Below are 23,575 nucleotides of genomic sequence, written 5' to 3' on the forward strand. Positions count from 1 at the left end.
GCCAACAGTCCCGCCCGCCTCAGCCCCGGAAGATGCTCATTCCCGTTCCCGGTGCTGTTCCTTCCGGAACCGGGTTGCCTTCGGGGCCGGCGGTAGGGACCTCCGGGGTGATCGGGAATTCGGCTTCGCGGTGCAACAGCAGCACTCTGTCGTGCTCCCAGACCCGGCGGTATCCGTGTTTCAACAGAAAATCGGCGTACGCCTGCTCCTGGGCGACCGAAGTGAAGGGGAACGAGACGGCGCCGAACTGGAGCAGCACGTAATCCGCGCCGCGCGGAACCGTGTCCGCCAGCACCACGGGGCCACGGGCGGTCAGGTGCGGCGCGATGATGTTGTCCACCTCCGCTGAAGCCCCGGCGGGAATCATCCGCGCCGCTTCGCGCAGGGCGCGAGTGTGCGGGGCGGGCGTCCAGTAGGTGGGGTGGGGAAGGACGAACAAGCCGAAGGGGACGGCGATGACCAGGGTCAAAAATCCGGCGCCCGGCCCCCACCACCGCACGGCCCAGCTCGTACTGCGGCTTCTGCGGCTCCTCCGACTCCTGCGGATTTCGCGCATTTCCGGACCGCTCGTGCGGCTCCGACGGTAGAGCCTTCCCGACACTTCCACTGCGGCCGTGAGCAGGACCGGCCAGAGGAAGGCGTCGTAGTGGTACAGGACCGTCCAGTGGTTCGACGTCTCGGACAGGATGCGCTCTGCCACCAGAGGCAGCGCGCACCACGCCGTCGCCGACCCCAGCGGCAGGAACAGCAAGGTGCCGAACAGCCACAGGACCAGCGTGATTTTCACCGTCGGTGCGGTGGCCACACCGAACAGAATCCAGGGTTCCGCCACGATGCGCAGCAGGGCGGCGCCGAAATCGGGACCCAGTTGACCGTAGCTCCAGTAGAACCCCGGAGTTCCTCCCATCATCGGGAGCAGCCACTTGATGGTCACGAGGGAGGCCGCAGGGCCCAGGACGAACAGGGCCGCCCCGGTCGCGATGCCTGCCCGGCCTTTTACGCCGCCGCGTCGGCTGCGGTAGGCCAGCACCGCGCCGTGGACGCCGACCACCAGGCCCAGGTCTTCCTTGGTGCAGCACAGCAATCCGGCGTACACCAGTACAGCTCCGTAGCGCCGGCGCATTCCCCGCTCCAGCAGGAGCAGCAGCAAGGGAACGGCGAACGCGACCTCGTGGAAACCGCGGCGGGACGCCGTCATCAGCGGCCACCCCAGCGCGTACGCCGCACCGGCGAGATGCGCGGCCCGGGCGACGACCGGGGACGGTGCGCTCTCGAAACAGCTCTCCGCGATGCGCCGGACCACGGGGACTCCGGCGGCGAAGAGCGCCGCTTCGGCGATCAGGAGTACGCGCGGGTCGTCCCAGATCCAGTAAAGGGGAGCGAGGAGCGCCAGTACGGGGGAGAAGTGGTCTCCCAGTATGGAGAAGTCCGGCGGGAAACCATGGTGGGTGCTCTTCAGTTCCGATGCGGGTAATCGGAAGCCGGAGTAGTTGCGGATTGCTTGGTCGAAGATCCCCAGGTCGAAACCGCCCAGATTTCCCGCACTCCACTGCTGCAGGCCCAGAGTCAAGGAGATGGCGAAGCAGAGGGCGGTCCATAGACGGGTGCGGCGAATCGAAAGGTATTCCGAGACTCCTTCGGTGCGCCTGTCGAACGCTGTGCGTGAAGGCGACGGGGGAGCTGTGAGCTCGGCACGGCGGCCGCTTTCCCAGGATTCTGTGTGATGAGTTGTCGGCACGCCTGTTCCCCTCGATCGGCAGAAGGATGCCGATCGGAAGTCTTCTTCCATGTGCTTGTCTGCGGAGAGAAACACGCACGGGGTAGGCGCGATCAAACACGTGTGGCTGCCCGTGAGCGAAGCCGGAGAGCGGAACACCCCCTGATAGTCACGAAACGATAACGGGTCTAGGCCAAGATTGAGTCCCCGTTCACCCCGGCGTCGCCTCCCGGCCCGCCCCGGGCCACCCGGCCCCGCGAACGTTCCCGGCATGCGAGTCATAGTTGTCGGAGCCGGGGTGCTGGGGACCATGCACGCCTGGGAAGCGGTCGGGCGCGGGCACGAGGTCGTGCACATCGAGCGGGAGGCCGAGGCGCGGGGCGCCTCGGTGCGGAACTTCGGGCTGGTCTGGGTCGGCGGGCGGGCCGGTGGAGCGGAGCTGGAGACGGCGCTGCGGGCGCGGGAGTTGTGGGAGGACATCGGAGCGCGGGTCCCAGGCCTCGGGTTCCGGGCGAACGGTTCACTGACCGTCGTACGGGACGAGGCGGAGCGCGCCGTCGCGGAGGCCGCCCTGCGCCGCCCGGACGCCGCGTCCCGGGGCTTCAAGCTGCTCGACGCCGACGAGGTGCGGGACGTGAACCCTGCCCTGCGGGGCGAGTTCGCCGGCGCGCTGTGGTGTGAGCGTGATGCCGCCGTGGAACCGCGTACCGCCCAGCGCGCGCTGCGCGAGGCGCTGACGGCGTCCGGGCGTTACACCTTTCTGGCGGGTCGTGAAGTACGCGAGGTCGTTGGTGCACGCGCTGTCCGCGACGACCACGGTGACCTGCACGAAGGGGACGCCGTCGTGCTCTGCACCGGCGCCTGGCTCGGCGGTCTGGTGCGGGAGCTGGTGCCCGACCTGCCGGTGCGCCGCGTCCGGCTCCAGATGATGCAGACCGCGCCGCTCGGCGAGGCCCTGACCACCTCGGTCGCGGATGCGGACAGCTTCCGCTACTACCCGGCTTACGACGGGCCCGAGTTGGACGAGTGGGCGGCGGCGCGGCCGCAGGCGCCCGTGGCGGCCGAGCACCGGATGCAGCTGCTGATGGTGCAGCGCGCGGACGGCGGACTGACCATCGGTGACACGCATGAGTACGACGCGCCGTTCGGGTTCGATGTCGTCGAGGACCCGTACGAGCACCTGGCCGGGGTCGTCGAGGGCCTGCTCGGGCGTCCGCTGCCCGCCGTGCGCCGCCGCTGGGCCGGGGTGTACGCGCAGTGCACGGACACCTCGCGCGTCGTGCACCGGCAGCAGGTGCGCGACGGCGTCTGGCTGGTCACCGGGCCCGGCGGGCGCGGCATGACCTGCTCCCCGGCGCTGGCCGAGGAGACCGCGAACGAGATCGGGTGGTGAGGGTGATGACGGTGGACGACACGGAACGGGCACGGATCTCGCTGGTCGTGCTCGACATGGCGGGCACGACGGTGGCCGACGGCGGGCTGGTCGAGCAGGCGTTCAGCGTGGCGGCCGGGCGGCTCGGCGTCGTACCGGGCAGCGCCGAGCACGAGAAGCACCTGGCGTACGTCCGCGCCACCATGGGCGAGTCGAAGATCTCCGTCTTCCGGCACCTGTTCGGCGACGAGGAGCGGGCGCGGCGCGCCAACAGCGCCTTCGAGGAGGCGTACGGGGAACTGGTCGACGGCGGGCGGATCGCGCCCCTGCCCGGCGCCCGGGAGGCCGTCGAGGCCCTTCAGGACGCGGGCCGCACGGTCGTGCTGAGCACCGGATTCGCACGGGTCACCCAGGACGCCATCCTGGACGCGCTGGGCTGGCGGGACCTGGTGACGCTGACCCTGTGCCCCGCCGACGCGGGCGGGCGCGGGCGGCCGTACCCGGACATGGTGCTGGCCGCGCTGCTGCGGACCGGCGCCGCCGACTCCGTGCAGCAGATCGCGGTCGCCGGTGACACCTCGTACGACATGCGCTCCGGCCGCCGGGCGGGTGCCTCGGTCGTGGCCGGGGTCCTGACCGGCGCCCATGACGAAGCGGCGCTGCGCGGCGCGGGCGCCACGCACGTCCTCGGCTCGGTGGCCGGACTGCCCGCACTGCTCGACGGCGGAGAGGAACCGCAGAGCGGCGGCCGGGAGCGGCAGAGCGGCGGCCGGTGGCCGGAGCGTCCTGTATGAGTGCCGCCATCGGTACCCGCGACGGCGCGCCCACGGCCCCCACGGCCCCCGTTTCCACACCTGCCCCCGCCCCCTCCGGCATCCGCTTCGACCACGTCTCCGTCGCGTACGGCGGAAACGTCGTCCTGGAGGACTTCGACCTGACCGTCGAACCGGGCGAGGTGATGGCCCTGCTCGGCCCGTCCGGCTCCGGCAAGACCACCGCGCTGCGGGCGGTCGCCGGATTCGTCCGGCCGTGCGCGGGGCGCGTGTTGATCGGCGGCCGGGACATGACCGGGCTGCCGCCCCACCGGCGCGGCATCGGCATGGTCGTCCAGCAGTACGCGCTCTTCCCGCACCTGCGCGTCGAGGACAACGTCGCGTTCGGCCTCAAGGCGCGGCGCGGGCGCACCGGTTCGCGTGCCGAGACCGCCGCGCGCGTGTCCGAGGCACTGGAGATGACCGGCATGGCCGCGTACGCGCGGCGCTACCCGCGTGAGCTGTCCGGCGGGCAGCAGCAGCGCGTCGCCATCGCGCGGGCACTGGCCATCAGGCCGGGGGTGCTGCTCCTGGACGAGCCGCTGTCCGCCCTCGACGCCCGGCTGCGCTCCGGAATGCTCGCCGAACTGGCGCGGCTGCACCGCGAACTGCCGGACGTATCGATTCTGTACGTCACCCACGACCAGGTGGAGGCCCTGACGCTGGCGGACCGTATCGCCGTCATGGACCGGGCGCGGCTGCGCGACTGCGGCACCCCGCAGGACCTCTACCGGCGCCCGCGCACCGAGTTCACCGCCTCCTTCGTCGGCAACGCCAACCTGCTGCCGGTGACCGCCGGTCCGCACGGCACGGCGGACTTCGCCGGTACGCGGCTGGCCGTCACCCCCGCCGACGGCGCGGCCCCCGGCGCGTCCGCCACACTCTGCGTACGCCCGCACCTCGTCGGACTCGGCGAAGGGCCCAACGCGCTGCACGGCCGGGTCACCGAGGTGCAGTGGCGCGGCGCGACCCACCGGGTGTACGCGGACGTGGCCGGGCACCGCGTCATGGCGGACGTACGGGAGCTGCGCGCCACTCCGGAGCCCGGCGCCGAGGTCGTCCTGCACTTCGCCGCCGAGGACGCGGTGCTGCTGCCGGCCGGGGCGGGGAGCACCGCCGATGAGTAGGCCGGAGACCCTTGCGCTGCCGCGAGGCACAGGAAGGGACGCGGGAAGCCGGGACATGGGAACGGGCGCGAAAAGCCAGGGCGCGGGAAGCCGGGCCGCGCGTCTTTCACCGCTCCTCTGGGCCCTGCCCCCGCTCGCCGCCCTCGCCCTCGTCTTCCTCTACCCGCTGGCCCTGGTCGTACGGCAGTCGTTCACGGGCGAGGAGGGCGGCCCGCCGTCCACCGCCCCGTACGCACAGGTCTTCGCGGAGGCGTCCTTCCGGGACGCGCTCGGGAACACCGTGCTGATCGCCGTCGGCGCCACCGTCGGCTGTCTGCTGCTCGGTTTCGTCCTCGCGCTGGTGATCGCGTTCGTCCCGTTCCCGGGCAGCCGGGCGCTGAGCCGCTTCGTCGACGTCTTCCTCGCCTTCCCGTCCTTCCTGATCACCCTCGCCCTGCTCTTCGTGTACGGCACGGCCGGGCTGGCCAACGGACTGTGGACGGACGCCACCGGCGCCGCGGCCGGGCCGTTCGCCTTCCTGCACACCCCGTGGGGCGTGCTCCTCGCCGAGATCACGTACTTCACGCCCTTCGTGCTGCGCCCGCTCCTCGCGGCCTTCTCCCAGGTGGAGACCGGGCAGCTGGAGGCCGCCGCGTCGCTCGGCGCCCGGCCGGCCCGGATCGTACGGAAGGTGATCTGGCCCGAGGCGCTGCCCTCGCTGGCGGCGGGCGGCGCGCTCGTCCTCGTGCTGACGCTCAACGAGTTCGGGATCGTGCTGTTCACCGGCGCCAAGGACGTGGTGACGCTGCCCGTGCTCGTCTACACCAAGGCCATCCTCGACGGCGACTACACGGGCGCGTGCGTCGTCGCCGTCGTCAACATCGTGCTGTCCGTCGCCCTGTACGCCCTGTACCGGACCGTGGCCGCACGGGCGGGCGGGGCCCGTACACCGACAGCGGGAGGTGCCGGCCGCCGTGCTCGTGCATAGCAAAGGGGCCCGACGGGCCGTCTGGACCGTGTTCTTCGTCCTTTTCCTGCCGATTTTCGCGCTGCCGCTGCTGGTGGTCGTCGCGGCGTCCTTCGCGACCAGCTGGAGCGGGGCGCTGCCGTCCGGCCCGACGACGGCGCACTACCAGGACATCGCGCGCGGCGACTCGCTGGAGGCGCTGGTCACCAGCCTGGTCACGGCCGTCACCGCGAGCCTGCTGGCGCTCACGGCCGGGACCTGGGCCGCGCTGGCCGCCCAGCGCCTGCGGCCGCGCGCCCGCCGCGTCCTCGACGGCCTGTTCGTGCTGCCGGTCGCGGTGCCGTCCGTCGTCGTGGGCCTGTCGCTGCTGGTCGCCTTCTCCCAGCCGCCGCTGCTCCTGAACGGCACCCCGCAGATCGTGGTCGTCGCGCACACGGTCCTGGTCACCGCTTTCGCGTACCAGTCCGTGACGGCCGCGCTGGCCCGCCTGGACCCGGCGTACGAGCAGAGCGCCGCCAGCCTCGGCGCGCGCCCGGCCTACGTCCTGTGGCGCGTCAAACTGCCGCTGCTGCTGCCGTCCCTGACCGCCGCCGCCGGCCTGTGCTTCGCCCTGTCCATGGGCGAGCTGAGCGCCACGATGATGATCTACCCGCCGGACTGGACGCCGCTGCCGGTACGGATCTTCGCCACCACCGACCGGGGCGCCCTGTTCGCCGGCGCCGCGCTCGCGGTGGCGCTGCTGGCCGCCACGCTGCTCGTCCTGCTGGCCGTCTCCCGTATCCGCACCAGAGCCTCGTACCGCTGACGGGACCGGCCCGGCCACCTCGGGCCCCGGCCCGCCCCCCTGCCACCTCAAGGAGCACGACACGTCATGCGCAGCCCCCTCAAGCCGACCGCCGCCGCCGTCTGCGGCACCCTGGTCCTCGGCGCCGCCCTGACCGGTTGCGGCGGCGTCTCCCGCGCCGACGCCCGGGAGATCACCGTCTACAGCGCCGACGGCCTGCGCGGTGAGCGGGGCGACGGTTTCTACGACCGGGTCTTCAAGGACTACGAGAAGAAGACCGGCATCAAGATCAACCTGGTCGAGAGCGGTTCCGGTGCCGCCGTGCAGCGGCTGGTCCGGGAGAAGGCCAACACCAAGGCGGACATCGTCGTGACGCTGCCGCCGTTCGTCCAGCAGGCCGCCGGCAAGGGACTGCTGGAGCCGTACCGCCCCAAGGGCTCCGAGCAGGTCGCCGCCGCGGACAAGGACCCGGACGGCAGGTGGACCGCCGTCGTCAACAACTACTTCTGCTTCATCTACAACAAGCAGCGGCTCCAGCAGCCGCCCCGCACCTGGCAGGACCTGACGGACGCGCGCTTCAAGAACAAGCTCCAGTACTCCACGCCCGGCGTCGCCGGGGACGGCACCGCTGTCGTCGTCCAGGCCCTGCACGACTTCGGAGGCCAGGGCCCCGCCATGGAGTTCCTCAAGAAACTCCAGGCCAACAACGTCGGTCCGGCCTCCTCCACCGGACAGCTCGCCCCCAAGACCGACAAGGGCGAACTCCTCGTCGCCAACGGTGACGTGCAGATGAACTACGCCAACATGAAGTCCATGCCGAACCAGGGCATCTTCTTCCCGGCCGCCCGCCCCGGCGCGAAGCCGTCCACCTTCGCGCTCCCGTACGCGGCCGGGCTGGTCAGGAACGCCCCGCACACGGCGCAGGCGAAGAAGTTCCTGGACCACCTGCTCTCGCCCGAGGTGCAGAAGCAGGTCTCCGCGGTCGGTGGCGGATTCGCCGCCCGTACGGACATCCGGCCCACCGATCGCAACGCCACCGAACTCGCCAAAATCATGGACGGTGTCGACATCTTCCGCCCGGACTGGAACGACATCGACAAGAACCTGTCCACCTACCTCGACGCCTGGAAGGCGGCCACGGGCAGCTGACCGCCGCCGTCCCCCGGGGTACGGCCCGGCCGGGGCGCTCGGCGGGGTCAAGATCGCGGCGGCTGACTTAGGCTGGGGGCGTCGGCCAAACGTACGAGACGCAGGTCACCCGCCGGGGTGCGCGGCGCGTACGGGTCCCGCGACGGCGCGGGCACGGCCGGCGCCCCTGGCAGACACGCACGGCGGGAGACCGGCAGTGGCAGAGCGCAAGCCGATCGAGTCATGGCTGACCGACATGGACGGGGTCCTGATGCACGAGGGCATCCCGGTGCCCGGTGCCGACGCCTTCATCAAGCGGCTGCGCGAATCGGGCAAGCCCTTCCTCGTCCTGACCAACAACTCCATCTACACCCCGCGCGACCTGCACGCCCGGCTGAACCGGATCGGCCTGGACGTGCCCTGGGAGTCCATCTGGACCTCCGCGCTGGCCACCGCCCAGTTCCTGGACGAGCAGCGGCCGTCCGGCACCGCGTACGTCATCGGCGAGGCGGGCCTGACCACCGCGCTGCACGACATCGGTTACGTCCTCACCGACCACGAGCCCGACTACGTCGTCCTCGGCGAGACCCGTACGTACAGCTTCGAGGCGCTCACCAAGGCCATCCGGCTCATCAACGACGGTGCCCGGTTCATCGCCACCAACCCCGACGAGACCGGCCCCTCGGCCCAGGGCGCGCTGCCCGCGACCGGCTCGGTGGCCGCGCTGATCACCAAGGCGACGGGCGTCGAGCCGTACTTCGTCGGCAAGCCCAACCCGCTGATGATGCGGCACGGCCTGAACGTCATCGGCGCGCACAGCGAGACTTCCGCGATGATCGGCGACCGGATGGACACCGATGTGCTGGCCGGTCTGGAGGCGGGCATGGAGACGTTCCTGGTGCTGACCGGGCTGACCGGCAGGGGCGACATCGAGCGCCATCCGTTCCGGCCGTCGCGGGTCGTCGACTCCATCGCCGACCTCGTCGACCTGGTGTGACCGGGGCGCGGCCGGGCACCTGAGCCCGGCCGCGGCGCGTCCGGCCGCGGTGCCTGCCCCGGCACCCGGCCCCGGCACCCGGCCCCGGCCGCTCACCCGGACGGCGCAGCCGCGGCCCCGCCCGGGATGCGGAACCGGGCCGCCGGGCGGACCTTCGGAAGTGTTCGGAGGTTCACCATGCGCACACCGGGATTCACTCTCTGTGCCGCCCTGGCGGTGACGGTGCTGACGCCGGGGCCCGCGCTCGCGTCCGCGCCCCGGGCGCCGGGCGCCACGGCGGGCACCGTCGCGGTCACCCCGTCCGCCCTCGCGCCGGGCACCGAGGCGGCCCTCCAGGTCACCGGCTGCGCGGGCCGCGACGGCCGGGCCACCTCGGCCGCCTTCGTCGACGCCGTACCGCTGGCGAACGTCGCCGCCGGGCTGGTGGGCGACGCCCGGGTACGCTCCACGGCCGACCCCGGCACGTACGCCGTCTTTGTCCACTGCGACGGCGAGGACGCGCGCGCCGCGGGCTCCTTCGAGGTCGTCCCGGCACCCGCGGGCGGCGGCGACGGCACGGATACGGATGCGGATACGGAAGCGGCCGACGGCGCCGACGCCACCGGCGACCAGGACGCGGACCCCACCGGGGAAGCCGCCGGCTCCTCGGCCTCCGACCCGCTCTCCGCCCCGCACGCCGATACCCCCGAACCACCGGCTTCCCCCTCCGCCCCGGTACGCGCGGGAGGCGGCTGGACGGCGACCCACCCGCAGCCGTATCCGCACCCGCACGCGCACCCCCACCCGGCCGCCGCACGCACCCCCCTCGCCCGGACCGCGGCCGTACCGACCGCCGCGCGCTACGAGGGCGACGGTGCCTACGCGGTGGGCCTGGTCCTGGCAGGCGGCGCGATCCTCGCGCTCACCGGACAGGCGCTGCGGATGCGGCGCCGGCGCAAGGGATCGGGGGACGGCGATGCGGGCTGACGACCACCCGGTGGCGGACCGCCGCCCTCCGCACCCTCCCGGCCGCGGCCGGATGACCGTCGGCGTGGCGTGGGCCGTACTGCTGCTGGGACTCTGGCAGTGGGGCCGGGACCTGACGGACGGCGGAGACCTCGCCAAGGCCCCGACCACCGGCGACGTCGCGGCCGTCGGCCGCCCGCTCGAACAGGAACTGCCCGCCGCCCACGCACCCCTGGCCACCTCCCCGGGCGGCCGCCCCACCGAGGTCGCGATCGGCGCGCTGGACGTACGGGCGGACGTGACGGAGACCGGCCTGGACGCCACCGGCGCCGTCGGCACCCCGCCGTACCGCACGCCCGGACGCGTCGGCTGGTACGCGAAGGGGCCGCAGCCGGGCACGGCGGGCGCCGCGGTGCTGGCCGGACACGTCGACACGACCAGCGGCCGCGCGGTCTTCCACCGCCTGGGCAGCCTCAAGCCGGGGCAGCCGGTGGACGTGCGCAGGGAGGACGGCGGCACCGCGCGGTTCACCGTCGAGGACGTCAAGATCTACGACCGCCGGAACTTCGTACCGCGCAAGGTCTACGGCGCGCACCTGCCGGGCCGCGCGGAACTGCGGCTGATCACCTGCGCCGGCATCTACGACAGTGAGCGCGACGCCTACAGCGCCAACGTCGTCGTACACGCCTACCTGACGAAGGTCACGCCCGCGCCGCGGGGTTGAGCCGTTGTGCACGGCCCCGGTACCGACCGGTCCCGGCCGACGGCTCGCTCCCCCTGAACCGCCGACCGGCCGGTCCTCGACCACCGGGTATCAGGACTGCGGGAGTTGCCCTGCCGCCGGCGGGAGGTGCGCGGGCGCCTGTACGAAGGCGCGTGCACGTGCCCGGCCAGGGGCTGGGGCCAGGTGACCAACAGGAAGTTCACACTGGAGTTCACTGTAGGACGGCTGCACTGCGGCGCCTAGGGGGAGTGGGGCACCGGTGGCGTCCCGCACGGCCGTTTTCGGCCCGGCGGGACCGGCGTAACAGGTTGTCCACAGCCCGGCCTGCGCTTGAGGGGCGTGTGCCAGGATGGATTCGACCGGTCTTGTCCCGTGCTCCGAGGGGGGAGTGGATGTACGGCAATGTTCGGGGATCCGGGGGCGGGCCCCCGGGTGAGCGCCGTGCCGCACGCCGGCGTGGCGCGGTCGGCACGGTATCGGCGTTGGGGGCGCTGCTGCTGGTGTCGGGGTGCTTCTCGTCGTCCGGCGACGGGGACGGCGAAGGGGAGGGGAAGGCCGGGGCCAGACCCGGTCAGCAGCCCAAGGCCACGGTGCCCTACTGGGTCAACCCGGAGGGCAAGGCGGCTCAGCAGGCCGCCACCTACGCGAAGAACGACAAGCCCGACGACGCCCGGCAGATCGACAAGATAGCCGCCCAGCCCGTGGCCGAGTGGATAGGCGTCGAGGACCCGCAGGGCGAGGCCCGCGGCTTCACGGAGGCGGCCTCCAAGGCCGGCCGCGAGGCGCTGCTCGTCCTCTACAACATCCCGCACCGCGACTGCGGCAGCTACTCCAAGGGCGGCGCGGCGGACGGCAACGCGTACCGCGCGTGGCTGGACGGCGTGCTCAAGGGCATCGGGGACCGCCCCGCCACGGTCGTCCTGGAGCCGGACGCCCTGCCGCACATCGAGGACGAGTGCACGCCCGAGCAGTTCCACGAGGAGCGTTACGCCCTGCTGACGGAGGCCGTCGGCAAGCTCAAGGCGCTGCCGCACACCAAGGTCTACCTGGACGCGGGCAACCCGCACTGGATCAAGGACCCCGGCCGTATGGCCGAGCCCTTGAAGCGGGCCGGCCTCGACCGCGCCGACGGCTTCGCGCTGAACATCTCCAACTTCCAGACCACCGAGGAGAACCGCAAGTACGGCAAGCGGCTCTCCTCGATGCTCGGCGGCAAGCACTTCGTCATCGACACCAGCCGCAACGGCAACGGCCCGGCGCCCGGCGGCGACGACCCGGAGAACTGGTGCAACCCGCCCGGCCGCGCCCTCGGCACGGCACCGACGACCCGGACCGGCGACCCGCTGGTGGACGCCTACCTGTGGATCAAGCGTCCCGGCGAGTCCGACGGCACGTGCAAGGGCGGCCCGAAGGCGGGCGACTGGTGGCCGGAGTACGCACTGGAGCTGGCCCGCAATACGAAGTAGCCGCCGGCGGTCGGCGGTGCGGGGCGCCCCGGGAAGTCCGTGGCGCCCCGCACCGCCGGCTCAGTTCAGGCCCAGCCCCTTCAGCTCGGCCTCGGAGGCCGTCGGCACCTTCACCCAGACCGCCTTGGACGGGGTGCCCTGGTCGTCCACGGCGTTGAGCATGTACCAGCCGGGCGGCACCAGCGTCGGGTCCTTCGGCAGGGTCACCGTGACACCGTCCTTGGACACCTTGAAGTCCAGTGCGATCGACCGCTGTTCGATGTTGGTGACGTGGGTGAACGAACCCGGCCGGATCAGCCGCATCTTCTTGATCGCGGACGCGTGCTTGGTCCCGTACGTGGCCCGGCCGCCCAGCCGCACCGTCCTCGGCCCGGTGTCGGTCAGCTGCGGCCGCGAGTCCCGGTAGAGGTACGGCGGCGTCCAGATGTCGATCTGCTGCTGGAAGACGCCCGGTTTGGTGTTGTCCTTGTCGGCGAAGAGCGAGTCGGAGCCGAACGTCATCACCCGCCCGTCCGGCAGCAGCAGCGCACCGGAGTGGTAGTTCCGTCCCACCAGCGGATCAGCCACCGCCCGCGAGGTGTTGGCCTTCGGGTCGTACAGCTCGGCGCTGAGGACGTTGCTGTCGCTGCGCCCCCGGTAGTCGCCGGAGCCGTTGGTGGTGAGCACCGTGTCGTCCGGCAGGATCACGCTGCTCGGATAGCGCGCCTTCGCGTACAGCGGCGGGCCGTCCTTGAAGCGCGGCTTGTCGGCGTGCAGGTCCACCAGCCGTGTCTTGTCGGTGGCCTCGGGGTCCTCGCCGACCCCGCCGCCGCCCAGCACCATGTACCGCTGGGCCTGCGCGGGCGGCAGCAGGACGGACATCGAGGTCTCCAGGACGTCCGGGTCGCTCATCCCGGGGATGACCTGGAACGTGTTGGTCTTCAGGTCCCAGATGCCGGGGGTGCGCCCGATGTTGTCGGGGCCGTAGCCCGCGTTGGACCCGGTGTAGAGCAGCCGCCCCTTGTCGGTGAGGAAGAGGGCGGGGTAGGTCGGGAAGAAGCGCTGCCTGGGCAGGTAGGTCCACTTCTTCGTCTTCGGGTCGTAGATCTCCTGCTTGCCCGGGACGACCTGGCCGATCTCGTCCAGCCCCGAGGTGGACAGCACCTTGCCGTCCTCCAGGCTGGTCAGGGTCGGGTACCAGCGCGCCTCGTTCATCGGGTCGACCGGGACGTAGCGCTCGGCCACCGGGTCGAACTCGAACGAGTCCTTGATCCCCTGGAAGTCCTTCTTGTCGAAGGACAGCTTCTGCGCGATGCCGTAGAAGTTGCGGGCGTCGGCGCCGGTCAGGCCGTGGATGCGGTAGTTGTCCTGGGCGCCGGTCGAGTACTGGCGGCCCTCCTTGAGCGCCTCCACGTAGACGCGGGCCTCGCTGTGGGTGACGGTGACCTTGCCGGTCCTCGGGTCCGCCTTCTTCTTGGCGCGCGGGACCACGACCGGGTCCTTGGACGCGAAGGTCTTGCCGTTCTGCTTGCCGGTGAACAGCGTCCCGGCGGGGAACGTCTTGGGCGCGTCCGGGTTCTCGTTGTAGACGATCATGAGCCCGCCGGCCTTCTTCACGTCGCCGCCGAGCTTCTCGTACCGCTGGGTGCCGCCCGCCACCAGCAGCTTGCCGTCCGGCAGCTGGGTGTGGCCGGCGCAGAAGAGGTCCTTCGGGGTGGGGATGTTCTTGAAGGTGTTCTTCACCGGGTCCCACAGGACCGTACGGAACGACTTCGCCGCGAAGTTCTTGGCGTTGTTCCCCGACCCGGCGACCAGCAGCACCTTGCCGGTGTGCAGCAGCGCGGCGTGAATCGTGTTGATCCGGTACTCGGGCGGTACGTCCACCACGTCCCAGTGGCCGTTCGCCGCCTTGTACTCCGGCTGGTTGATCTTGTAATCGTGGTACTTCTCCGAGACGAATCCGAACAGGGCCGGACCGTTCATCCCCGCCAGCGCGAGCACCACCGCCGCGCCAATCGCCACTCTGCGGGTGCGCCGGCTCGGACGGTACTTCATGTGTGACGTCCCCCAAGAGCGGTCTGCGCGGTCCGGTCGGCCGCGGCGGTACGGAGTTCCGGCTCACCGGGGGCATCGCGCCCGCCGGCCGCCGCCCAGCTCGGCCGGCGCTGCGGATGCGGCGCCTGCCGAGCCCCGTCACCGGACGCCGGCGGATCTCCCCGCGACTTCCCGCGCCGGTCCTGCCGGATGCCCCAGCGCCACGCGAAGACGGGTGCCGCCGTGATCAGCAGCGCCAGCGTGGCCCAGGTGATCATCGCCGGGTGGCTGTGTCCGAAGACGAAGGAGGCGGCCAGCGAGCCGCCGAAGACCAGGATGAAGAACAGGTGCACCCGGAAGGTGCCGAAGAGGGTGTCCGGGCTGGCGGAGTCGCCCTTCGGTGTCACCACGAACTTGCTCTTGCGGCGCAGCGCCGCGTCGAACAGCGAGCGGGCGTAGATCGGCGCGGAGAGCGCGGACATCACCATGCCGGCCACGCCGCCGGAGCCCTCCGGCTCGTGCGGCGAGACGTTGTGCCGGCGGTTCCACACGTACAGCCCGATCTGGAGCGCCGAGGCGTTGCCGTACAGCATCATCCACACCGCCGGGTCGATCTGGACGCCCGAGGCACCCAGACCCAGGAACAGTGCGCAACTGAGCGCCGCCAGGATCCAGTTCAGGGCGGACATCGGGTAAAAGATGACCATCATGGTGTAGTTGAAGAACTTGCCCGGCGGGAGAGTGAAGGGCGCCTTCCAGAACTGCTTGAGGATGGTCTCGTACGTCCCGCGCGACCAGCGCAGCTGCTGGGTGAAGAAGTCCGTCCAGGCGTTGGGTCCTTCGCCGACCGCGAGGACGTCGGGGGTGTAGACCGAGCGCCACTTGCGGCCGGTGTCCGGGTTGCGGTGCCGGTGCATCTCGAACCCGGTCGCCATGTCCTCGGTGATCGAGTCGTACAGACCGCCGATCTGCCGCAGGGCCCTGATGCGTACGGCGTTGGAGGTGCCGACGAACATGGGGGCGCCGTAGCGGTTGCCGGCCCGCTGGATCAGTGCGTGGAAGAGGAACTGCTGCGACTCCGCTGCCTTGGTGACGAAGGTGTCGTAATTGCCGTACACCTGCGGGCCGATGACGAAGCCGACGTCCGGGTCGCGGAAGAAGCCGAGCATCCGCTCCAGGTAGTTGGGCAGCGGTACGTGGTCGGTGTCGACGGAGGCGAAGTAGTCGTAGGCGTCACCGTTTGCCTGGAGCCAGGCGTTGTAGTTGCCGTGCTTGGTCTTCGCGCGGTGCGGGCCCTTCTTCTGGTTCCACTGCGGGATGCCCTTGCGGGTGAAGTGGTGGACGCCCAGCCGCTCGCAGACCGCCTTGACGTCCGGGTCGTCGCCCTCGTCGAGGAGCCAGACGTGCAGCAGGCCGCGGTGGCGGATCTTGACGGCCGCCTCCAGCGTCCTGGTCACCATCTCCAGGGGTTCCTTGCCGGGCACGAAGGAGGTGAGGAAGGCGACGCGGGTGCCGTGTTCGGGGACGACCGGGATAGGGTCGCGGGCCACCAGGGTGGCGTGCGCGTTGGACAGCACGTTCATGCACCGGAAGAACTCGATCAGCCCGATCGAGACCAGCATGACGATGTCCAGCGCCGGCAGGAAGTCGTGGGCGGGATGGTCGCGTTCGGTCCAGTGGGCCGGCTGCATCAGCCAGGCGAGCAGACCGAGCGAGAGCAGGGGAGCGGCGCCGAGCAGCAACGCCGCGCGTATTCGGTGCGGTTCGTCCGCCAGCAGGCTGCGGTAGCGCACCTTGTAGGGCCGGCCGGGCTCGGGCTGCGTGAGCGGTCCGGCGAGGCGGCTGTAGTGCTCGTAGTCGTAGCGTGGCAGCGGTTTGCGCGGCTGGTGGCGCGGCCGGTGGTGGCGCGGCAGGCGCAGGCGCGTCGTCGCGGACGGGTCGTACTGGTGCTCCTGCCGGGCGCCGGTAGGCGGCGACGTCATGAGTCCATCCCCCCGGCACGCATGCTGGCTGCGTGCCCGTCTTCTCAAGGCCCGAGTCCTCGGTCCCCCTCGACCGACCCGGGCGCAAGTGGTGTCGGCCGCCTACGCCTACGACGTAGGACGGCCGCCTTCCGGTTGCCTGCTTCCCGCTGCGACTCGCTTCCCGCGCGGCGGGCCCCACTCCCACAGTCATCGCAACCGGTGTGTTGCTCAACATGAGCGTGCACAGGCTCAGTTGGGCTCCAGTATCCCGTCAGGGTCTCGAAGCTCATATCTTGATCGCAAGGGCGGAACGCGGGGTGTACCGGACATGCGAGTGCATTGCCGGACGGGTCAGGCCGGAGGGGGCATTACTTCTGACCCGAACCGCGCAGCCGCTGCCGGATGTTGTCGAAATGGCTGCGTACGGCCTGCTCGGCGCTTCGCGCGTCGCCGTCGCGTACCGCCGCGAGGATCTCCGCGTGCTGGCGGTGGGTGACCCGTGGGTCGGCCCCCAGTCCGGCCAGGTCCGTCCGTACGCGGTGGAACGCCTCCCAGAACGCGTCCAGCACCTCGCTCAGCAGCCGGTTGTCCAGCCCCCGGTAGAGCGCGGCGTGGAAGGCCCGGTCGGTGTCGGCCCGCACCGCCCCCTGCGCGGCCTCCGCCGCCATCCGCTCCACCAGCTCGTCCAGCTCCGCGAGCGCCGCCCCCGGCACCTGGCCCGCCAGCCGGGCGATCAGCCCGGTCTCCACCGCCTCGCGCAGCTCCAGCAGCTGGAGCAGGCTGTCCTCGCCCCGGTAGTGGCCGGCCACCGTACGGAAGGCCAGTCCCTCGGTCATCGGGGCCATCGACATCGGTCCGACGTAGGTGCCGAAGCCGTGCCGGATCTCCACGATGCCCATCGCCTGCAACGCCTTGAGCGCCTCGCGGACGGAGTTCCGGCTGACCCCGAGCAGCTCCATCAGGTCCGTCTCGGTGGGCAGCGGCGCCCCGGGGGCCAGCCGCCGGTCGATGATGAGCTTCTTGATCCGCTCCTGGATGTCGCGCGCCATTGTGCGACTGTGCACCCCGATCACCGTTTTGACCAGCGATGCACCGGCCCGGCGCCGGGAAAACCGGGGAAGCGGGGCGGCGGCCGGGGCGGCCGCCCGGAAAAGCACCGAGGCCTCTCGCTGCTGCGAGAGGCCTCGGTGTGACGTGCGCCGCCAGGGACTCGAACCCCGGACCCGCTGATTAAGAGTCAGCTGCTCTAACCAACTGAGCTAGCGGCGCGCGCTGACGTAGAAAACTTTACACGAACTCCAGGGGTGCTCCTGACCACCTGCCCGGCCGTCCGGGCCCGCCGAATGTGTGACCTGCGTCACCCGTTTTTGCGTCCGTCCGGGGAGTGTTGGCGCCCTGCCGGATTCCGCGGTCCGACAGGGCGAAAGTCCCGTGATCTCGGGACCTTCGTCGAGCCGGATGACCGATTTGGTCTGTGACTATGCTTTCGTAATGGATGATCATCAGTTGCCCCGTCAACATGCGATATCTCCTACCAGTTGAGAAGCTGTGGCAGGTGCGAAGGCGTACGGAAGCGGAACCAGCCTGGAGGGGAACGGGAATGGCAGAGCCGGGATTCGTGGAATTCGACCCCGCGGGCGGCTGCCCGTGCGGCGGCTGCGCCCAGGAGCGGCGCGCCCGCCGGCACGCGCTCGCGGTCCGGGACGGCGGACACCCCGCCGCGCACGGCACCCGCCGCGCGCTGGTCCTCGTGGCGACCGCCGGAACGGTCCTGAGCAGCGGCGTTGCCGGACCCGGGGCAGCGGCGGCGCTCGGCGCCGGGGCCGGTACGGGCACCTCCGCCGGCCGTGAGCGGACCCTGCTCACCCCCGCCGTGGCCCATGGCCCCGGCCACCTCCGGGCCGCCCGGCCGGACACCCCGGCCCTCTCCCTGACCTCGGGCGCGACCCCGCAAGGGCAGGTCAGCGGGCTGTACGGGGGAACGGGCAGCGGGCTCGGGCGGGCCGTGGCCGCCTCCGCGCCCCGCCCCCTCACCCGGAACGAGATCATCGCGCGGGCCCAGCGCTGGGTCAGCGCCCAGGTCCCGTACAACATGGGCCGCTACTGGTCCGACGGATACCGCCAGGACTGCTCCGGATTCATCTCGATGGCCTGGAACCTCGGCCGCAACCAGTGGACCGGAAGCCTCGCCCAGTACGGCATCCGTATAACGAAGAGCGAACTGCGGCCCGGCGACATGCTGCTCTTCCACAACCCCGGAAATCCGGGCGCCGGGTCCCACGCCACCATTTTCGGCGGCTGGGCCGATTCCTCCCGTACGCGCTACATCGCCTACGAGCAGACCCGGCCGCACACGGTGAAACGGTCCACGCCGTACGCCTATTGGCGCAATTCGGCGGGGTACGTCGCCTATCGCTACCGCGGCCTCGCCGAGGGCGGCGATCCGGGCGGCGACCCCGGCAGCGGCACCTCGGCATTTCCCGGCGCGGGGAAATTCGGGCCGGGCGCGGACAACGCGTACGTCACCCGGCTGGGCCGGATGCTGGTGGAGCGCGGCGGCGGCCGGTTCTACACGTCCGGGCCGGGCCCGCGCTGGAGCGAGGCGGACCGCAGGGCCACCGAAGCGTTCCAGCGCGCCCAGGGCTGGACCGGCGCCGAGGCGGACGGCATCCCGGGCCCGGCGACCTGGTCGTACCTGGTCGACGGGGCGGGCCGGGACATCGGCAGCTCCGGCGGCGGTGGCGCCACGGCGTTCCCCGGCCGGGGCTGGTTCCGGCCCGGGCAGTCCAGCAGTTACGTCACCAGCCTCGGGAAGCAGCTGGTGAGCAAGGGTTTCGGCAAGTACTACAGCTCCGGCCCCGGACCCCGGTGGACGGAGGCGGACCGCCGCAACGTCGAGGCGTTCCAGCGGGCCCAGGGCTGGACCGGCCGGGACGCCGACGGCTACCCCGGCCCCGAGACATGGCGGCGACTCTTCCGATGACGGAGCGCACGATGGCGACGAAGACCGAGACAACGGACAGCGGGAACGACGCGGCGGGGGAACCGGGGGCCGAGCACGGCGGGCCGGGCGGGGTGGGGGAGAGGGGCGCGCTCGCGACGGCGGCAGCCCGTGCTGACGGCGCCTCAGGACCTGAGAAGGGCAGCAAGGCTGAGCGGGTATCAGGCGTCGGCACCCCGGCGACCGGGACCACGGACCCACCCGCACCACCCCCCTGGTCCGCTCGTCTGCGGCCCACCGGGCACGGCGACAGCATCCCCATGGACATGCTCTTCCGCGCCGATCCGGACAGCGGCACCGGGTCCGGGCCCGGCACCGGGTCCGCCGAGGCGGACACCGCCGAGCAGTTGCGGTCGGCGGCCCCGCCGGCGGGCCGGGAACCCGCCCGCGTCACCCCGGCCGACGCCGCCGTGGCCGGTATCACCGCCGCGACCGACCTGCTGGACACCGCGGAACGCGCCGTGCTCGACGGCGCGCTCGGGGTGGCCGCCGCGGGCAGCCGGTCCCGTACGGAGGACGCGTCCGCCGCTCCCGGCGGCACGGACAAAGACCCCGGTTCGGGCGCGGACGGCAGGCCCTCGTGGTTCCGCGAACTCCGCGGGAGCACCGTGCGCCCCGCCCCCGAGGACGACACCGGCCCGGCCGAGCGGCGCGGCTTCTCCCTCTCCGGCTGGCTGGCCCTGTTCGCCGGCCTCCTGGCGATCGCCTGTTCCGTGGCCTTCCTGTGGCGGCGGGGCATGCTGCCCGCGTCGGTCGTCCGGGCCCTGGGCCTGGAGATCGCCGTCCGGCCCGCCCCGCACCTGTGGGAGTGGGCCCTGGCCGGCCTCGGCGGAGTAGCGGCGGTGTACGCCTTCGGCGGGCTGGCCCGCGGGCGGGTCGGCAGCGCCTGGGTGCTCACCCTCTTCGGGCGCTACCGCGGCACCGTGCGCCGGACCGGCCTGGTGTGGATCAGCCCGCTGGTGCTGCGCCGCCGGGTCGACGTACGGCTGCGGCACTGGCGCAGCGAGCCGATGCCGGCGGTCGACGCGGAAGGCATCGAGCTGCGCGTCGTGGTGCTCGTCGTATGGCGGGTCAGGGACACCGCACGGGCCCTGCTCACCGTCCGCGATCACACCGCCTACCTGCGGGAACAGGTGGAATCGGGAATGGCGCGGGTGCTGTCGCAGCTCCCGGCGGACGCCTTCCACGAGGAGGCGCCGACACTGCGCGACGCCCAGGCGGTCGGCGAGGCCCTCACCGAGGTGCTCGCCGCGGACTGCCGCCCGGTCGGCATCGAGGTCTTCTCCGTCCAGCCCACCCGGATCGAGTACGCGCCCGAGGTGGCGGCGGCCATGCAGCGACGGCAGATCGCGGCGATCGACGCCAAGCACCGCGACAGCGTACTGACCTCGGTCGTGGACGCGGTCGACGACACCGTCCGCCGGCTGACCAGCAGAGGGCTGGTGGAGCTGGACGACTACGAAAGAAAAGCCCTGGTCAAGGACCTGACCGTGGCCTTCTACACGGCGCGCGGCAGCGCCGCCGGAAAGAACTGACACAGCGGAGAGGCAGGCAGTGGGATGCGGACACCGGAGTTCTTCGAGGTCGTCGGGGCCGACTGCGGATGCGCCTTCTGCAGCGGGGCCGCGGTCGAGTCCGCGGCGCGCCACGGCGGCAGCCGGGCGCGGTGCACGGTGCGGGGCGCGGTCGCGGCGGCGGTGGGCGCGGTGACGCTCGTCGGCGCGGCGGCGGGTACGGCGGGCGCCGAACCGGCGCCCCGCCACGCGGGCTGGGACGGTACGAAGTACTGGTACCGGGACGCCACCGGCTGGTGGCGGTGGACCAGCCACTACGCGAAGTACGCCCGGCACGCGGGCGGCGCGGGCAGCAGGTCCGCCACGGTACCGGCCGCGTCCGGGGCCGGTACGGGCGCACGCGGCCACAACCCCGACCCCACCTTCCGGGGCCGGTCCGGCTGGGACGCCGCCGACCGCGTGTACTGGTACCAGCAGGACGGCAGCTGGTGGTGGACCAGCCACCGGGACCGCTACGAGGCCCGCACCGGCAGGCAGGGAGCCCCGGGGGACGTGCCCGACGGCACCGGCAGCGATGCCGGACCGGACGCCGGTACTCCGGGCAGCGGGGCCGGCAAGGGCACCCCCACCCGGTACGGCACCGAGACCGCCATCCGGTGGGCGATGGCCCAGATCGGCAAGCCCTACGCGTGGGGCGGCAACGGCCCGTCCGCGTTCGACTGCTCCGGCCTGGTCCAGCAGGCGTACCAGCGCGCGGGCATCTCGCTGCCCCGGGTCGCCGACGCGCAGTACCGCGCCGCCGAGCCGATCACCCGGTCCCAGCTGCGCCGCGGTGACCTGGTCTTCTGGTCGACCAACGGCTCCTCGTCCGGTGTCCATCACGTGGCGATCTACCTCGGCGACGGCCAGTACCTGGAGGCGCCGCGGTCCGGCCGGTCGGTCCGGATCTCGTCCTTCGCCGCCTACCGCCCCACCTTGTACGGGCGGGTCGGCTGACCGCGCGGTCACCCCCCGCCGCCCGCTGCCGTGCGGGCTCGCTCCTGGAGAAAGGCCGACCGTCATGCCGCCGACAGTGACCACCCCCCTTCCGGCCCTGCCCGACGGACCGACCGCGGGCCCGGACCCCGCGATACCCGGCCCGGGGGTACCGGGCTCCGCCATACCCGCATCGGCCCCGCCCAACGGGGTGCCCGGCGGGACGCCCGACCCCGGAGCGCACGGCTTCCTGCCCGAGCGGCCGCCCGTACGGACCATGGCCGGCACCTGGGCGGGGCTGAGCGAGCTGGCCGGTGCGGCCGCCACCGCACCGGACACGGAGAGCGCCCGCGGCCTGGTCGCCCGGGCGGGGCGGGACGGCGAACTGACGGCGCTGCGGCAGCGCGTCTCGCGGCTGTCACCGCGCAATGCCGACGCCGCGTCCCTGCGGGTGGCGGTCATCGCGGCGGCCTGCGGCTGGAGCGCCCTGGACCCGGTCGCCCCCGCCTCCCCGCGCACCGCCGACGCCGCCTTCCTCGACCTGTGGGCGGCCGTCGCGCACCGCGTCGACCACCAGCAGTTCGTGGCGCTCCCCACGCTGGCTCTCCTGAACTGGGCGCCCGAACGCAAGCCGCGCCGCCACCTGCCCATCGACCAGCTCGCCCGTACGGAGGCGCTGGTCCCCGTCGTGCGCTGGTCGCCGCAAGGGCAGCCGCTCGGCCGGCTGGACCGGCTGATGCTGGCCACCACCCGGCTGGAAGCGCACGGCATCTGGCTGCTCCGGCTGGCCGGGACGCTCGCCGGACGCGCCCCCGCGGACGCGTCCACCGGTACGGCGCTGCGCCGTCTGATCCGTATCCAGCACGCGCTGCGCGCCCAGCTCCGGAGCGAGGCGGTGGCTCTGCGGGAGGCCCCGGCTTGCGCACGGCAGGGCGCGGTGCTGGGCGCGCTCGCGGAGCAGGGCGCGCTGGAGCCGCCGGTGTTCCTGGCGGCCGACGCGGTGCTCGGCACGGGCGGGCGCCGGTCGGGGGAGGGCGGCCGGCGCCAGTTGCGCCGCCATCTGCCGGCCGGACAGCGCGCCTGGCTGACCGCTCTGGACCGGCACTGCGCGCCCGTACGCACCCTCGCGCACCGCGGGGGCCCGGACGCCGCGGTCTATCGCGAGGCCCAGGAATCGCTGATCGCGCTGCGGCGTACGTACGCGGGTCTGGTGCACTGCGCCGCGCACCCGGGCGGGCCCGCGGCCGCGGACCGGCTGAACGCCGTGGCGTGATTCCGGGGGAGCTGTTGGGGCGGCCGTACGGAAGCGGCTACCGGCCGTCCGCTTGTTATTGGTCTGGACATGTCCATGCGGCGTCACTACTCTGCCTTTTGGTCTAGACCGCACGACACGCAAGTCAGCAGCTCATGGAACACCCCCCTCGTTCTTCAGGAGCACCACATGCGTAAGAAGCTCAGCGCTGCCGTGGTCGGTCTCGGCATCGCCGGAGTGTCCCTGTTCGCCACGGGCAGCGCCTCCAGCCACGGCTACAGCGACGCACCCCCCAGCCGTCAGGCGCTCTGCGCCAAGGGCACCGTCAAGAACTGCGGCGCGATCCAGTACGAGCCGCAGAGCGTCGAGGGCCCGAAGGGCTTCCCGGCCGCCGGCCCCGCCGACGGCAAGATATGTTCCGGCGGCAACAGCGGGTTCAAGGAGCTGGACGACCCGCGCGGCGGCAAGTGGCCCGCCACCAACCTCAGGGGCGGCCAGGGTTACACCTTCCAGTGGCGCCTGACGGCCCGGCACGCCACCACCGACTTCCGGTACTACATCACCAAGGACGGCTACGACCCGAGCAAGCCGCTCACCCGCGCCGACCTCGAACCCGAGCCGTTCGTGACGGTGCCGATGGGCGGACGGCAGCCGGCCGCCACCGTGCAGCACCAGGGCACGGTGCCCACCCAGAAGTCCGGCCACCACATCATCCTGGGCGTCTGGAACATCGCCGACACCGGCAACGCGTTCTACGCCTGCTCCGACGTCAACCTGTCGTAACCGGCGCCGGAGCCTTCACGGGCCTCCCTGTCCTTCCTCCGGGGAGGCCCTCTCC

The 23,575-nt window shown here is 72.2% G+C and carries 19 protein-coding genes and 1 tRNA gene; 15 read left to right on the forward strand and 5 right to left on the reverse strand.

What is annotated here, in order from left to right; all coding sequences use genetic code 11:
* Window positions 1-19: 19 nt before the first annotated feature.
* Window positions 20-1,738, reverse strand: coding sequence for a DUF2079 domain-containing protein (locus OEIGOIKO_RS26550; RefSeq protein ID WP_246177542.1), 1,719 nt, complete (start codon window positions 1,736-1,738; stop codon window positions 20-22).
* Window positions 1,739-1,988: 250 nt separating this feature from the next.
* Between OEIGOIKO_RS26550 and OEIGOIKO_RS26555 the strand changes: the two genes are divergently transcribed.
* The 10 genes from OEIGOIKO_RS26555 (at window position 1,989) to OEIGOIKO_RS26600 (ending at window position 12,018) form a co-directional block, all read left to right on the forward strand.
* The gene (locus tag OEIGOIKO_RS26555; RefSeq protein ID WP_125056111.1) at window positions 1,989-3,110 is read left to right on the forward strand and encodes a TIGR03364 family FAD-dependent oxidoreductase; all 1,122 of its coding nucleotides are present in this window, start codon (window positions 1,989-1,991) and stop codon (window positions 3,108-3,110) included.
* 5 nt (window positions 3,111-3,115) lie between these two features.
* Entirely contained in the window at window positions 3,116-3,883 is a 768-nt protein-coding gene (locus OEIGOIKO_RS26560; protein WP_125056112.1) for a phosphonatase-like hydrolase, read from the forward strand.
* Entirely contained in the window at window positions 3,880-5,028 is a 1,149-nt protein-coding gene (locus OEIGOIKO_RS26565) for an ABC transporter ATP-binding protein (RefSeq protein ID WP_246177543.1), read from the forward strand. The genes OEIGOIKO_RS26560 and OEIGOIKO_RS26565 overlap by 4 nt, the downstream gene beginning before the upstream one ends.
* Before the next feature lie 55 nt (window positions 5,029-5,083).
* Window positions 5,084-5,995, forward strand: coding sequence for a 2-aminoethylphosphonate ABC transporter permease subunit (locus OEIGOIKO_RS26570; protein ID WP_125056113.1), 912 nt, complete (start codon window positions 5,084-5,086; stop codon window positions 5,993-5,995).
* Window positions 5,982-6,779, forward strand: a complete 798-nt coding sequence (locus OEIGOIKO_RS26575; protein ID WP_125056114.1) for an ABC transporter permease — start codon at window positions 5,982-5,984, stop codon at window positions 6,777-6,779. Before OEIGOIKO_RS26570 ends, OEIGOIKO_RS26575 begins: the two co-directional genes overlap by 14 nt.
* Before the next feature lie 66 nt (window positions 6,780-6,845).
* Entirely contained in the window at window positions 6,846-7,907 is a 1,062-nt protein-coding gene (locus tag OEIGOIKO_RS26580; protein WP_125056115.1) for a 2-aminoethylphosphonate ABC transporter substrate-binding protein, read from the forward strand.
* Window positions 7,908-8,103: 196 nt separating this feature from the next.
* The gene (locus tag OEIGOIKO_RS26585; protein WP_031012488.1) at window positions 8,104-8,883 is read left to right on the forward strand and encodes an HAD-IIA family hydrolase; all 780 of its coding nucleotides are present in this window, start codon (window positions 8,104-8,106) and stop codon (window positions 8,881-8,883) included.
* Window positions 8,884-9,060: 177 nt separating this feature from the next.
* Window positions 9,061-9,849 (forward strand): hypothetical protein, encoded by a 789-nt coding sequence (locus OEIGOIKO_RS26590; protein ID WP_125056116.1) that lies wholly within the window; start codon window positions 9,061-9,063, stop codon window positions 9,847-9,849.
* Window positions 9,839-10,552 carry a class F sortase gene (locus OEIGOIKO_RS26595; RefSeq protein WP_125056117.1) on the forward strand — a complete coding sequence of 238 codons (714 nt, stop codon included), beginning with the start codon at window positions 9,839-9,841 and terminating at the stop codon, window positions 10,550-10,552. Before OEIGOIKO_RS26590 ends, OEIGOIKO_RS26595 begins: the two co-directional genes overlap by 11 nt.
* A 392-nt stretch (window positions 10,553-10,944) precedes the next feature.
* On the forward strand, window positions 10,945-12,018 hold the full coding sequence (locus OEIGOIKO_RS26600; RefSeq protein WP_125056118.1) for a glycoside hydrolase family 6 protein: 1,074 nt from the start codon (window positions 10,945-10,947) through the stop codon (window positions 12,016-12,018).
* A 60-nt stretch (window positions 12,019-12,078) separates the two neighbouring features.
* On the opposite strand, the gene glxA is transcribed toward OEIGOIKO_RS26600, so the two are convergent.
* The 4 genes from glxA to OEIGOIKO_RS26620 form a co-directional block, all read right to left on the reverse strand.
* Complete coding sequence (gene glxA, locus OEIGOIKO_RS26605) at window positions 12,079-14,052, reverse strand: radical copper oxidase GlxA (protein ID WP_125056119.1); 1,974 nt, start codon at window positions 14,050-14,052, stop codon at window positions 12,079-12,081.
* Entirely contained in the window at window positions 14,049-16,013 is a 1,965-nt protein-coding gene (locus tag OEIGOIKO_RS26610) for a glycosyltransferase family 2 protein (protein WP_125056120.1), read from the reverse strand. The genes glxA and OEIGOIKO_RS26610 overlap by 4 nt, the downstream gene beginning before the upstream one ends.
* 350 nt (window positions 16,014-16,363) lie before the next feature.
* A complete protein-coding gene (locus OEIGOIKO_RS26615; protein ID WP_125056121.1) occupies window positions 16,364-17,044 on the reverse strand; it encodes a FadR/GntR family transcriptional regulator in 681 nt (226 codons plus the stop codon).
* Window positions 17,045-17,190: 146 nt separating this feature from the next.
* Window positions 17,191-17,264 (reverse strand) — tRNA-Lys (locus OEIGOIKO_RS26620).
* A gap of 331 nt (window positions 17,265-17,595) precedes the next feature.
* On the opposite strand from OEIGOIKO_RS26620, the gene OEIGOIKO_RS26625 reads away from it, so the two are divergent.
* From OEIGOIKO_RS26625 to OEIGOIKO_RS26645, 5 genes are all read left to right on the forward strand, one after another.
* Window positions 17,596-18,978, forward strand: a complete 1,383-nt coding sequence (locus OEIGOIKO_RS26625; RefSeq protein ID WP_125056122.1) for a peptidoglycan-binding protein — start codon at window positions 17,596-17,598, stop codon at window positions 18,976-18,978.
* Between the two features lie 11 nt (window positions 18,979-18,989).
* Window positions 18,990-20,531, forward strand: coding sequence for an SPFH domain-containing protein (locus OEIGOIKO_RS26630; protein ID WP_246177544.1), 1,542 nt, complete (start codon window positions 18,990-18,992; stop codon window positions 20,529-20,531).
* Window positions 20,532-20,555: 24 nt separating this feature from the next.
* Entirely contained in the window at window positions 20,556-21,506 is a 951-nt protein-coding gene (locus OEIGOIKO_RS26635; RefSeq protein ID WP_125056123.1) for a C40 family peptidase, read from the forward strand.
* Window positions 21,507-21,570: 64 nt separating this feature from the next.
* Window positions 21,571-22,758: a hypothetical protein gene (locus OEIGOIKO_RS26640; protein WP_246177545.1), complete on the forward strand. Its 1,188-nt coding sequence runs from the start codon at window positions 21,571-21,573 to the stop codon at window positions 22,756-22,758.
* A 168-nt stretch (window positions 22,759-22,926) separates the two neighbouring features.
* The gene (locus OEIGOIKO_RS26645) at window positions 22,927-23,520 is read left to right on the forward strand and encodes a lytic polysaccharide monooxygenase auxiliary activity family 9 protein (protein ID WP_125046807.1); all 594 of its coding nucleotides are present in this window, start codon (window positions 22,927-22,929) and stop codon (window positions 23,518-23,520) included.
* The last annotated feature ends 55 nt before the right edge of the window (window positions 23,521-23,575 follow it).

Source organism: Streptomyces paromomycinus (assembly GCF_003865155.1).
Classification (GTDB): domain Bacteria; phylum Actinomycetota; class Actinomycetes; order Streptomycetales; family Streptomycetaceae; genus Streptomyces; species Streptomyces chrestomyceticus.